This window comes from Aliivibrio thorii (genome assembly GCF_057368585.1).
This window is the reverse complement of the sequence record NZ_CM170654.1, coordinates 1,735,749-1,748,941: the sequence shown is the minus strand read 5'-3', so window position 1 is coordinate 1,748,941 and position 13,193 is coordinate 1,735,749. Positions and strand designations below refer to the sequence as shown.

The window sequence follows — 13,193 nt, the reverse complement described above, 5'->3', positions numbered from 1 at the left end:
TTCCTTTTTAAAATCTAGTTCATAATGCCTTCTGTTATAACCATAGCAGAAGGCATTTTTTATGGAGTTTACTTTAATGGATTTTGGTTTGTTCTTTGCGATGATCTTGATTTTCATTGGCTCATTTATACAAAGTGCGATTGGCTTTGGTTTGGCGATTGTAACCGCTCCTTTATTATTTCTAATCTCGCCCAATTATGTTCCTGGACCTATTGTTATTGTTGGGTTATTTCTTTCCATTATTAACGCCTATAAATACAAAGCGAATGTCTCTTTTCGTGGTTTAGGTTATGCTTTTTTAGGTAGAATTCCGGGTTCGGTATGTGGTGGGTTTTTACTTTATTATGTTGACTCAAAACTCTTGTCACTTTGGATTGGGGTTGTTGTATTACTTGCCGTTGCGGTGAGCTTATTGCCATTTCGTATTGAACCAAATAACTCAAGAATGACGGTTGCGGGTTTCTTTTCTGGTTTGTTTGGCACAAGCTCTGGTATTGGTGGCCCTCCAATGGCGTTATTATTACAGCATCAAGAGGCTAATCTGATTCGAGCTAATTTATCGGCGTTTTTTGTTGTGAGTAGTGTTATCTCATTAGCGATTCAAGTGCCTGCTGGGTACATGAGTCTGAATCATCTGTATCTTACTCTACCATTACTTCCCGCTTCGTTTATTGGCTATTTAGTGGCAATGAAACTGGTCGACAAAATCGACAAAGATACGATAAGAAAAGTATCTCTAGTGATGTGTTCAATCTCTGGTATTGCTGCGATTTTATTGGCGCTAACATAAGGGTTAATCATTAAGACAACATTCATTTCTGACTTTGCCAATATGAGGATGATTTCATGCTCTCCGTTAGGTAATCAATGAATGCTCTCTGCAAGGGAGTCACTTGTTTTCGAGTTGCGTAAATAGCATAAACACTCAAGGTTTTTGGCTGCCACTCTGGTAATAATTGAATTAGCTCGCCACGTTCAATTAAAGGTTGAACCGTCGGGAATGGCTGTTGACTGATCCCATTACCACGCAGCGTTGCAGAAAGTAAGATCTCAGAGAGGTTCGCACTAATATTGCCCTGAATCGGAACGGACTCTGCTCCGTTTGGGCCATAAAATACCCACGCAGAACGTCCAAAATATGTATAAGAAAGGCAGTTATGCTGACTCAACTCTTGTACGTTTTGAGGTCCTCGGTGTTTTTCTAGGTATTTTGGTGAGGCACAAATGACAGATCTGCATTCACCTAATCGTTTAGCGACGACATTGGGTTCTAAATCATTCGTAATACGAATGGCTAAATCAATCCGAGATTCAACAATATTTACAGATTCATCAGTAGAAAGAATATCAACCGATGTCTCTGGCCACATAGTGACAAAGTCATCGATAACATCAATAAGAAAACTATCTATTAATGAATAGCTTGCTGTTATTCTGAGCTGACCTTTTAGTTGTATTGTGTTTTGGTTTCTAATTCCATCCAAGGTGCCAGCCAGTGCGAGTAGATTACGTGCAGCTTCAAGAGTCTCTTCACCTGGGGTTGTTAAACTCAAGCTTCTGGTTGTTCGATGAAGTAATCTTACGTCCATCCAATTCTCTAATTCAGCTAAATAACGTGACACTTTTGCTCGTGACATACCAAGATGCTCAGCCGCTGAGCTTAAGCTCTTCTGTTCAACAATAGTGACAAAAACATGTAATGCGGTCAGCCTATCCATAACAACCTACTCAATATTTATATGTTCGAAAAATGAAACAGTGAAAGTTAGATTATCGGGTATTTCAACGAAATACAATCTAATAACATGGTCTTTTAACGCGACTATTTATTAAAATAATCTTAATTATACGTAGGTAATTTATGACTAAACTTTCTGCTATCACTTTAACGAGCACCTTTATATTGATGAGCTATGCCTCGGCAGCTGATTTGCAATTGTCACCGTATAACCCAGGTAAAGAGGGGGTTTTTCCAACTACATCGGTTCTTGTTAGTGGAGAAAAGAATGCAATTTTATTCGATGCACAATTCAGTACTAACGATGGCTTCGCGTTAGTCAATAAGATCAAAGATCAGGATAAAAAGCTTAGTATGATTTATATCAGTGGTGGCGATCCAGATTATTACTTTGGACTACAACCGCTAGTAAAAGCATTTCCCGACGTAAAAGTAGTCGCAAGTGAATCTGTTGTTGAGCACATTAAGCAGACAATGGACATGAAATTGGCGTATTGGGGACCAATTTTAGGTGATGGTGCGCCAGCAGAGATTATCGTGCCAGAGGTATTAAACGATACAACGCTGATGCTTGATGGTAAAAAGATAGAAGTGAAAGAGATAAACACACACCAAGCTTATTTGTGGGTACCATCAGCGAAGGCTGTGTTTGGTGGTGTATCGATTTCTTCTGGAATGCACGTTTGGACAGCAGATTCACAAACAAAAGAAGCAAGAAATGAGTGGTCACAATCATTAGAGAGAATGATGGCATTAGAGCCAGAGGTAGTTATTCCGGGGCATTATCTTGGAGATATACCGAAAAAGACTGAGGCCGTTTCGTTTACGCTTAACTATTTAAAACACTTTGAAGAGGCGTTATCTCAATCAAATAAATCTAAAAATGTCATTAAAACAATGAAAGGTCATTACCCATTGTTAGCTGGTGAAGAGGATTTGTCATTAAGCGCGAAAGTAAATACAGGTGAGATGGAATGGTAATTTGAATGATATTTTAATTTATTTTTAGGGATTTATGATGCTATTTCATATTTATGATATTTAACGTGAAAAAGGCTTTACCTAAAGTTAGCTTTAGGTATTAAGCTTGATTTCAAGTTTTGAATAATCACATTTAAATATGAAATAAGGTCATTGTATGAACCCAGAAAAACTAACGGCATACTTCAATCGAATAGGCTTTGTCGGAGAGACGGCAATAACTGAAGAGATCCTGAAAAAGATTCATCGTGCCCAGCATCGACATATTCCGTTTGAAAATATTGATGTAATCGACGGTAAAACCATTCTTTTATCGGACGACGCGATATACGACAAACTTGTTGTAAACAAACGAGGAGGCTATTGTCATGAAGTGAACGGTTTACTTCACACAGTGTTGAATACATTAGGCTTTGAAGTAAGAGCGTTGCTGGGCCGAGTTCATTTATCAGAAACACCGACAGGGCGTGGACATCGCGTTACATTAGCCGTTATTAATAATCAACACTGGTTGGTAGACGCGGGTTTTGGTCTTTTTACACCAAGGTCGCCATTACCTATTGTTTTTAATAAAGAACTGACGACGGATCTTCAGTCTTTCCGTTTTGTTCGTTATGAACGTTATGGTGTGATGCTGCAAATTAAAGATGAAGGTGAGTGGAAAAATACCTACAGTTTTGATATGGAGCATGTGTGCATGGGGGATTTAGAGTATGCAAATCACTATTCTTCAACTCATCCGAACTCTGTTTTTACGTCAAAATTAGTTATTGTTTTAGCGACTGAAGTCGGCAGTAATGTAATGGTAAATCAACAGTTGAAAATCAGAGTAGGCGATACGATTAAAGAAACGATTCTTGACGATGAGCAGGCGTATTTTTCAGCACTGAAAGAGTATTTTGGTTTAAAGCCTAATATATCTTATCAAAAAGTTGAGCAGTATTTTTAGGCTAACTCTAATCATATTTGAGCTGGAGGTAGCTATGTTTATTCTGTTATATTTTTTATAGCACCTTGAGCCATATTCTGGTAAAAGATTGATAATATGTGGATGAATAAGCAAAAAACCGCTCTTAGATTGAGCGGTTTTTTGTATTTAGTGTTTGAGTCAATATCTGCGTATTTACAGGAAATATTAACTACAAAACTAGGTTAATTTGGCGAGTTCAACCTTGTTTTAATCGCCGATTTAACATTTTCATTTGCTTGTAAAGTTTCTTCTTCGACCTTTTGGCGCATCAATGCATCAAAAGAAACACGGGCTTCTTGAGCAAGCTCAGACGCCGCTAGTTTTGCTTCTTTAGCTGTCATTGAGTCATCCGTTAATTGACGTAACTTCTCAATGATCTCATCAGGCGCATCGCCTAAATCAACGCTTGATTCTCCACGTGCTAATGCTTCTTTACGTAATTGTTTTTTCAGCATCCAAATTGCGTCGTTTGCTTCACGTTCTAGGTCTGCTGCTTCAATTGCGTTATCACGTAGTTGTTCAAAGCGAGCCAATGCTTGGCCTTCTTTGCTCCAAGGATCAACATCTGGTAAATCGGAGATATTGATTACTGGATCCACGTAATTATCTTGGTGAGATAAGTCTAGCATTGCCGCTTTAACACCAGAGATCATTAGCATTACTGCGATAACCAATAGCGGTAAACCTCCAACAATTGCTGCTGTTTGTAATGTAGCCAAACCACCCATAAACATTAATGCTGATGGCATAAATGATAGAGTGAAAGCCCAGAACAGACGGTTCCAACGCATTGGGTCTTCAGTTACGTTCGTTTGTACTACTGACGCTAAAATATAAGAGATAGAGTCAAACGTTGTCGCGGTGAAAATCACACATAACAAGGTAAACAAAGCAATGACGAAAGTACTAAACGGCAGTGTTTCTAAAGTTGCGAAGATAGCACGAGTTGCGCCCTCTGAATTCAGAATTCCCACTACATCTAGCTCACCTGATAACTGCAGAGATAAACCGTAGTTACCTAGAATGATGAAGTACATTGAACAGCCTAAAGAACCGAAGAATACCGCACCAGAAACCATTTGCTTAATTGTTCTACCGCGTGAAATACGTGCAACGAATAGACCCATGCTTGGTGCAAATACTAACCACCACGCCCAGTAGAAAATCGTCCAATCTTGTGGGAAATGAGTATCTTCAAATGTGCCCATACCACCAAAAGGTTCAGCCCAAGTTGCCATCACAAAGAAGTTAGACAGCATACGACCGATTGAATCTAAGCCTGTTTCCAGCATAAAGATGGTAGGGCCACAAACTAATACAAACAGCAGTAAACCTAGCGCACCCCAGAAATTAATGTTACTTAAAATCTTAATGCCTTTGTCCATACCCATGTAAGATGAGTAAGCAAAGATGGCGGTACATACCATCAATACTAAAATCTGGCTGCCAGTTGTTGCCGGAATACCAAATAAGTAGCTAATACCTTCGTTAATCAGTGGTGCTGCTAAACCTAAGGTTGTAGCCGCGCCGCCTAATAAACCAAAGATAAATAGTACATCAATGACTTTACCTAGCTTACCAAAGCTGTGTGCTTCGCCAATAACAGGCATAAGAGCAGCAGATACTTTGAGTACAGGTTGTTTACGTACATAGAAGAAGTAAGCAATTGGAATTGCAGGGATCATATAGATACACCACGCAATTGGACCCCAGTGGAACAAGCCATAAGTTGCCGCCCAACGTACCGCTTCTTCACTGCCAGCTTCTAGTTGAAACGGGGGATTTTGATAGTAGTATGCCCATTCAATCGTCCCCCAGTATAAAATACTGGCACCGATACCGCCACAAAATAGCATTGCAGCCCAAGACGCTAATGCAAATTCAGGTTTTTCATCTGGATCACCCAGCTTGATTTGGCCGATATCAGAGAACACGATGTAAATCATGAAGAAAAATGCCGCTAAACCTAGAGCTAAATAAGCAAAGCCTAGTTTGTCGGTCATAAATGTTTTAGCTACGGCAATCCACTCAGCGCCTTCCGCTGGAAATACCAGTAAAGGAATAACAACTGCACAAAGCAATAATATTGCGCCGAAAAAAGTGGGTTTATCGATAAGCTCGAAGTGTTTTTTCATTTTTATTGTCCGTAATAAAAACAGATTTAATTAAGTGCACGCACCAATAATTCCCCGTGCTGAGGGGATCAGACGGGTTCAACTTAAATTAATAGAGTATAAATATTGTATGCGGACGGTTTTTTTGTGAGTAATGTAATGCTCGAAAGTTATCCAGATCACGATTAATGTGGATTGAAGATAAAATAGTGCTAATTGGTTCATCTGTCGACAAACTTATTTCTTGAATTAATCAAAAGTGTGATCAAAGTATCATAAATATTTGTGATAAAAACCAACTGTTTAATAAATATTCTAAAGTAAATAAAAACCTTAATGCGTCACTGTAAACCGAACCTTAATACTCTATGCATCAATAACTAGTCTTAAATCATCAAACTGTTGCATTCTTATTTTTAATGAGCGTATTCTACGAATAGATAACTAATTATAAATAGGGATGTATCATGATTTATCCTTTCACAAAAAAAGACTCAACGGTTGATCACTATTTTTCTCATGCCATTGCTGACCCATATCGTTGGTTAGAAGATGACAGAAGTGAAGAAACTGAATCATGGGTAAATAAACAAAACGAAGCCACCTTTGATTATCTTTCTCATATTGATTTTCGTGATGATATTCGTGTTTTAATCGCAAAAGGCCAGGATTATCAAAAAACCTCACAGCCATTCAAGCGTGGTGATTATACTTACTTCTATCAAAATGACGGTTTACAAAATCAGAGTGTTCTGTATCGCTCAAAAGAAGGCGGAGAGATAGAAGTCTTTCTTGACCCAAACACTTTTAGTGAAGAGGGTACCACCTCTTTAGGATCGGTTAGCTTTTCTAAAGACACCTCATTAGTTGCCTATTCGATTTCAGAAGCGGGCAGTGATTGGCGAAAGATTTTTGTATTAAATACTGAAACCAAGAAACAGATTGAAGCACCGATTGTCGATGCAAAATTTACTGATATTTCATGGTTAGGATCTAAAGGTTTTTATTACTCTAGCTATGATAAACCGACTGGCAGTGAGTTATCAGCACGAACTGAGCAACATAAACTCTATTTTCATGAAATCGGTAAACCTCAATCTCAAGATGAAATCATTTTTGGATCTAAAGAAGAAGAGAAGCACCGTTATGTCAGTGGCTATACGACAGAAGACGATGCATATTTGGTTATTTCAGCCGCGACATCAACCTCAGGTAACAAGCTCTTTATTGATCGATTAAACGGTAATAACCCAACTCGAATTACCGTATTAGATCATACTGATTCAGATACTTACGTTATTGAGAATGAAGACACTCGTCTATTAATGTACACCAATCTCAATGCACCAAACGGTAAGATCGTTTCCTATAATGCAGTCACATGTGATTGGATAGATGTTATTCCAGAGCAGCCACAGCCTCTTGAGATCAGTGTTGGTGGGAGTACCTTATTTGCGCATTACATGGTGGATGTTTTAAGCCAAATTAAACAATATGATTTTTCAGGTAACTTACTCCGTGAGATCGAGTTACCGGGAGAAGGCCAAGTGACGGGATTATCAGGTAAGAAAGATCAAACAGATCTATTTTTTACCTTTACCAACTACGTCACACCACCAACTATCTACCAATTTGATGTAAAAACCGGCCATACCGAGTTGTACTTAGCCTCTGCATCACCGTTTGATTCTGATAAGTTTGAATCTAAACAAGTGTTCTATACCTCAAAAGATGGCACTCAAGTCCCAATGCTTATCTCTTATCGTAAAGGCATTGATCTTGATGGCACCAATCCAACCATTCTATATGGCTACGGGGGTTTTAACGTTAGCTTAACGCCAAGTTTTAGTGGTGTAATGGCCAGTTGGCTAGAGTTAGGTGGTATTTATGCGATTCCCAATATTCGCGGTGGCGGTGAGTATGGAAAAGAATGGCACAATGCAGGAACACAACAGAAAAAACAGAACGTATTTGATGATTTCATTGCAGCTGCGGAATATTTAATTGATGCTGGTTATACCGACTCATCACATTTGGCAATTCGTGGCGGCTCAAACGGCGGTCTATTGGTTGGCGCGTGTATGACGCAACGGCCTGAGTTATTTAAAGTCGCTTTGCCTGCAGTAGGCGTGTTGGATATGCTTCGTTATCACACTTTTACTTCTGGTGAAGGTTGGGCGTACGACTACGGCACTTCGGCACAAAGCGAAGAAATGTTTAATTACCTATTAAATTACTCTCCAGTGCATAACGTGAAAGAGGGCGTGGAATACCCAGCTACTTTGGTGACGACAGCGGATCATGATGATCGCGTTGTTCCTGCACACTCTTATAAGTTCATTTCAGAGTTGCAAGCCAAGCAATCGGGTGAGAACCCTGTATTGATCCGCATTGATGTTAATGCTGGTCATGGAGCAGGAATGCCAATTTCAAAATCGATCGACTTAATGGCGGATGTTTACGCATTTACCTTGAGTAATATGAAGGTGAATCCGTTTGAGTAACTGGTTAGTTTATCGTCTTAATTCCCCCTCTATGAATTAACGATATATACCGTTAGTCATTAATATTAAAACCGTATGTAGGTCTGTGTGCGGTTTTTTGTTTTTTATCTTTATTATTCAATATGTTAGATCGGCGTTGTTAGCAGGTTTTTATTACAGAAAAATAAAGTTCGAGTGACATAACAGTAATTAACACAATGATGTGTTGTCGATCGCATGAATGTTTATTTTATGTTGGTAATGTTATCTAATTGATAAAAAATAACTCCGATAAATATAACCAATTTAATATATACGGAGATATTATGAACTTCCCAAAAACGTTGTTGGCTAGTGTTATTGCCTTTTCATTATCGGCATGTGGTGGTGATTCTTCATCGGATAATGGCGCGACCACGCCAAATGAAACTAATATTACTCATGCAGGTAAAGCAGCAGATGGCTACTTACAATATGCAAATGTCTGCTTAGATTTAAATAACAATAAATCTTGTGATGATGACGAACCTTCTGCAACCACCGATGAAAATGGTTCATTTACTCTTGATGTCATTCAAGAACAATTAGATCTTCATCATTTACTTGTTGAAGTCATTGCTAATCAAACCATTGATAGTGATGCTCCTGGTGTTTTATTAACTAAAGGCTATTCACTGACAGCTCCAGCAGGTTCTGATTTTGTCAGTCCGATAAGTACCTTTATTCAAAATCAAATTGAAAAGGGAAATTCTGCTGAAGAGGCGATTCAATTTGTCCAAGCTCAACTAGGTACAGATCTCGATATTACAAAAGACTACATTGCAGAAAAGCAAAGCACTTCATTAAGTGATGCAGAAAAAGCAGAGTTTGAAAAACTACATAAAGTAGCTCAAGTCACGGCGACCGTCCTGGGAGATAAATTAGATGAGCTAAAAGACTCGGCCGCACAAAATGGTATTTCAAATAAAGACCTAATGAATGTTATTACTGAAGAAGTAAGCAATGCGGTTGCAGTCATTGTGTCTAGTGTGCAGTCTGCTGGTGGTGCTTTTGATGTAGGAAGTGTGGCTAATTCGGTGAAAGATGAGCATATCAATATCACCATTGAAAATCTGCAAGACAAAGTTGATGTAAACAATGCTGCTCTTGAATCGAAAAAAGCAAGCGTAGCTGAGTTGGCTGAGAACGAAGGCTTACTCTGGTTAGGTAGCAATACCGGCATTACACCACGTTTAGAGTACGGTGTTATTACTCAGGATAATGATGGCAATGTAGATGAAAAAATATACTTTTCTAACGCCGATTTTGATGGCTTTGATTTACAAGTTTCAGGCTCTTCAGAAAATCTTCAACGTGCACTAACTGCGGATGGTTGGGTTACCGCTGACGACACTATCGTTACTATTGAACCAAGATCAGATGGAGCAGAGACATTAGTTACGGCAACCCGAGATTTATCTCTTAAAGCCAGAATGAAAAAGGTAGATGTATCAGGTCTTAATGTTCAAAAAATCTTAGCGAAAACTGCCGATGATGGTGTTTGGACAAGTCTCTACGCAGATACTCTCGATTTCCCTCAAGGTACTTACGCATATAACTTAAAAATTCAGCCTGAGATTGAGTCTTATTTCACCTTTAATGAAGGCAACTGGTGTACTGAAGAGCAAAAAGCAGAGCGTGGTGGAATGTGTAACTCGGTTGCTGTGGAGACTGGAGTTGGCCCGGGAGCGCCAGCCACAGCACTTGAGCAAATTTTCAAAGACGTGGCAGATGGTGATGTAAATGCGACGGCAATCATGGCTGGTATTTCAAACGGAGGTATTCTAGCTGAAATCGTTGCCGGGGGTGTCGTTAATTTTTATACATGGGACTACATGAATCCAGTTTCAGAAGTTGTGGCCGTTGGACATTGGGAAGATATGAATTCTCACGGAAAAGTAATCAGAAAGGTTACGGCTCCTGAGGCGTTAATGAATCGAGACGATATTACATGGAATAACTTTAGCCGAGAGGATGGAACTCTTTATCTAACGGTAGTTGAAGGATTTGTACGTGTTGCAGCTGAGATATCACTTGAGCTTGAAGAAGAGTATGTATTTGGTGCGAATACACTTCAATTTTTGAAGGACAGCTTACCAGAAGCACTCACTTTTAATGCTTGTTTAGCAAGTTTAGAAGATGCAAGTTATGTATTAGAATCAGGCCATACAATCACTTATAGTGCACAAAAATCTGTTGCTTGGGTTAATGATGGTGCGTTAACTGAGTATATTGAAACAAAGGAGTACATGGGGAACGATTTCTCATGGGCGACAGCGTATAGTAATGTATATGACATGCCTGCTTGGGTTGCGGCTACAAATGAAAGTTTAGAGAAAACCCGATTTAAATCTCATGATGCTGATTTTACGCTACTTTCAATGGAAGATTTCTATTACGACGCAGATTACTATTATGGTGCTGAGGGGTTAAATGCTGATGGATATTTTGGTGGATGGGGTAGCCTAACAGCCACTTTACCAGTGAAAAAATCAAGCTCGCCTAAGCTTCTCAATTACGTTTATGCTAACTCGTATGAGAAAGTATCACTCGTTGCACTTAAAAATTTGGATTTGGTTGGTGGCTCTTTTAACGAGCTTGAGCGTAATGTAATTAACTACTCTGAAACCTTTGAAGGGAAAGAATCAGTTACAGTTGAAGCTGGTACATTTGATGCGTGCCGAGTAACCGAAAAAGTCTTTGTTGGTGATATGGCTGATGTAAATATTCGTTGGTACATTAACCGTGGTTACATTAAACAAGAAATGGTAGCTCCATCATGGGCACCGGTTTATAACCGTGAAGCAATGTATGTTATTGAGTTCGATTAACCAGTAGTTCATAATAACGATACTTAACTCCAAACGCTTCTATCTAGAAGCGTTTTATTTTTTGCTATAAATCATTGTCAAAGACTGGAGGCAATGATGATGTATTTACTGAGCAATTACCTTAGCAATCCTCCCGAAACACTATAATCACAATAACCCCTCATTTGTGTTACAATTCGCCGCTTGGGATTGAGAAAAAGAGTAATTAATCACCTACAGTGGTGATATCTATCATGTTTATTTATATGGTACCGCTACTCAATCAAATAGTAATTGGATAAGGAGTTGTCCTTATATTCGTTAATCCGGATATGCGAACATTATCATTTATGGGTTTTAAATCAAAAAAGTACAGTATTGAATCGACGGATTACGAAGTTGGTCAAGATAACATTAGTAAATGGGGCATGGATGTCCACAACACCGTTTTTATGGCCTCAGTCGGCTTATCTCTTCTCTTCATTATCACTCTTCTCGCATTACCTCCTACAGACGCAAAAGCCGCCATTGATTCAATTAAAGGCTCAGTGTTAGCAAATTTTGACTTCCTCTTTATGTGGGGAGCTAACATATTATTAATTTTGGCGATTATTATTGCGTTTTCACCTTTGGGTAAAATCCGCTTAGGTGGAGAGGGGGCGAAACCAGATTATTCAAAAGCCTCTTGGATCTCGATGTTATTTGCTGCAGGTATGGGGATTGGACTTATATTCTGGGGTGTTGCAGAGCCAACCGCATTCTTTACCAATTGGTTTGGAACCCCGCTTAACGTAGAGCCTTTTACAGAAGCAGGGCGTGAATTAGCATTAGGTGCAACCGTCTTTCATTGGGGCTTACATGCATGGGCTATTTATGGCATGACGGCACTTTGCCTTGCTTATTTTGTTTATAACAAAGGACTGCCATTATCAATGCGTTCGGTGTTTTATCCACTGCTAGGTGATCGAGTTTGGGGTAGAACCGGTGATGTGATTGATATCTTAACGGTATTAGTTACCTTGTTTGGCTTGGCAACGTCTCTTGGTTTAGGTGGCTCGCAAGCAGCCAGTGGCATCAGTCATGTTTTCGGAATGGACAACAGCATTTACCTTCAGCAGTCTATTATCGTGTTGATCATGGGTCTGGCGATCATTTCTGTTCTCCGTGGTATGAATGGCGGTGTTAAGTTTCTAAGTAACCTAAACATGGTTATTGCCTTTATCTTTCTTGGTTTGATTGCTGTTTTGAATTTCACGACGGTATTGGATTCTTTAGTGACGGCAGTTACTGGTTATGTGAAAAATATTATTCCGTTAAGCCAAACGTCTGGCCGTGAGGATACGACTTGGTTGCATGGTTGGACGGTGTTCTATTGGGCATGGTGGGTTGCGTATGCGCCTTTCTTTGGTATGTTTGTAGCTCGTATATCTAAAGGACGTACTGTTCGTGAATTCCTTCTTTGCGTAATGCTTATTCCTACTATGGTAACAACGGCTTGGATGTCTATCTTCGGCGGTGTGGCTATTCAACAAGTGATGGATAAAATTGGGCTATTAGGCGCTCAACAAGGTATTAGCGATGTTTCTCTAAGCTTGTTCCACATGCTAGATGCTTATCCGTTTGGGGATATTTTATCTTTTATTGCGGTAGCATTGATTATCGTTTTCTTTGTGACAACGTTGGACTCAGGCTCTATCGTTATTGATGGCATGACAGCAGGTGGCAAATTAGAAGTACCTGTTAAACAGAAAGTAGTGTGGGCTGTTATTTCTGGTGCTATTGCCATGATTATGTTGTGGATTGGTGGTACTGAATCTATTCAAGCTCTGCAATCAATCACTATTATTGCAGCAATGCCATTCACAATTATTCTCTTACTAGGCAGTGCAAGTCTACTTAAAGGGCTATTGACGGAAGTTGATAAGCCAAAGGCAGCCACTAAGCGAGTTAATTAGTTAGGTTAGCTTGTTGTTAGGTTAAAATTAGATTTACTGAAAAACTCTCTGGTACTTTGTGCTGGGGAGTTTTTTGTTTTATGCAATAACAAATAATTGATAC

The 13,193-nt window shown here is 39.2% G+C and carries 8 protein-coding genes; 6 read left to right on the top strand and 2 right to left on the bottom strand.

The window, feature by feature from the left end; genetic code table 11:
* The first annotated feature begins 61 nt into the window (after positions 1–61).
* A complete protein-coding gene (locus tag AC2IP4_RS07880; protein WP_375322265.1) occupies positions 62–790 on the top strand; it encodes a sulfite exporter TauE/SafE family protein in 729 nt (242 codons plus the stop codon).
* Positions 791–812: 22 nt separating this feature from the next.
* Here the strand turns inward: AC2IP4_RS07880 and AC2IP4_RS07875 are convergent, their stop codons facing one another.
* Positions 813–1,718, bottom strand: a complete 906-nt coding sequence (locus AC2IP4_RS07875) for a LysR family transcriptional regulator (protein WP_486310164.1) — start codon at positions 1,716–1,718, stop codon at positions 813–815.
* A gap of 143 nt (positions 1,719–1,861) precedes the next feature.
* Here AC2IP4_RS07875 and AC2IP4_RS07870 point away from each other — a divergent pair, with 143 nt between their 5' ends.
* Both AC2IP4_RS07870 and AC2IP4_RS07865 read left to right on the top strand, forming a co-directional pair.
* On the top strand, positions 1,862–2,719 hold the full coding sequence (locus AC2IP4_RS07870; RefSeq protein ID WP_375322267.1) for a Vmh family MBL fold metallo-hydrolase: 858 nt from the start codon (positions 1,862–1,864) through the stop codon (positions 2,717–2,719).
* A gap of 157 nt (positions 2,720–2,876) precedes the next feature.
* The gene (locus AC2IP4_RS07865; RefSeq protein WP_375322268.1) at positions 2,877–3,668 is read left to right on the top strand and encodes an arylamine N-acetyltransferase family protein; all 792 of its coding nucleotides are present in this window, start codon (positions 2,877–2,879) and stop codon (positions 3,666–3,668) included.
* Between the two features lie 203 nt (positions 3,669–3,871).
* On the opposite strand, the gene AC2IP4_RS07860 is transcribed toward AC2IP4_RS07865, so the two are convergent.
* A complete protein-coding gene (locus AC2IP4_RS07860; RefSeq protein ID WP_375322269.1) occupies positions 3,872–5,824 on the bottom strand; it encodes a BCCT family transporter in 1,953 nt (650 codons plus the stop codon).
* A 446-nt stretch (positions 5,825–6,270) separates the two neighbouring features.
* Here AC2IP4_RS07860 and AC2IP4_RS07855 point away from each other — a divergent pair, with 446 nt between their 5' ends.
* The 3 genes from AC2IP4_RS07855 to AC2IP4_RS07845 all read left to right on the top strand — a co-directional run bounded on the left by AC2IP4_RS07855 (position 6,271) and on the right by AC2IP4_RS07845 (position 13,090).
* Complete coding sequence (locus AC2IP4_RS07855) at positions 6,271–8,307, top strand: prolyl oligopeptidase family serine peptidase (protein ID WP_375322270.1); 2,037 nt, start codon at positions 6,271–6,273, stop codon at positions 8,305–8,307.
* Between the two features lie 305 nt (positions 8,308–8,612).
* Positions 8,613–11,156: a hypothetical protein gene (locus AC2IP4_RS07850; RefSeq protein ID WP_375322271.1), complete on the top strand. Its 2,544-nt coding sequence runs from the start codon at positions 8,613–8,615 to the stop codon at positions 11,154–11,156.
* Positions 11,157–11,485: 329 nt separating this feature from the next.
* Positions 11,486–13,090 (top strand): BCCT family transporter, encoded by a 1,605-nt coding sequence (locus AC2IP4_RS07845; protein ID WP_486310747.1) that lies wholly within the window; start codon positions 11,486–11,488, stop codon positions 13,088–13,090.
* Positions 13,091–13,193 lie beyond the last annotated feature (103 nt).

Bases quoted from the DNA above. Each gene is read 5' to 3' on its own strand.
- AC2IP4_RS07865 (WP_375322268.1), top strand. From the start codon at position 2,877: ATGAACCCAGAAAAACTAACGGCATACTTCAATCGAATAGGCTTTGTC.
- AC2IP4_RS07860 (WP_375322269.1), bottom strand. From the start codon at position 5,824: ATGAAAAAACACTTCGAGCTTATCGATAAACCCACTTTTTTCGGCGCA.
- AC2IP4_RS07845 (WP_486310747.1), top strand. From the start codon at position 11,486: ATGGGTTTTAAATCAAAAAAGTACAGTATTGAATCGACGGATTACGAA.
- AC2IP4_RS07870 (WP_375322267.1), top strand. From the start codon at position 1,862: ATGACTAAACTTTCTGCTATCACTTTAACGAGCACCTTTATATTGATG.
- AC2IP4_RS07855 (WP_375322270.1), top strand. From the start codon at position 6,271: ATGATTTATCCTTTCACAAAAAAAGACTCAACGGTTGATCACTATTTT.
- AC2IP4_RS07880 (WP_375322265.1), top strand. From the start codon at position 62: ATGGAGTTTACTTTAATGGATTTTGGTTTGTTCTTTGCGATGATCTTG.
- AC2IP4_RS07875 (WP_486310164.1), bottom strand. From the start codon at position 1,718: ATGGATAGGCTGACCGCATTACATGTTTTTGTCACTATTGTTGAACAG.
- AC2IP4_RS07850 (WP_375322271.1), top strand. From the start codon at position 8,613: ATGAACTTCCCAAAAACGTTGTTGGCTAGTGTTATTGCCTTTTCATTA.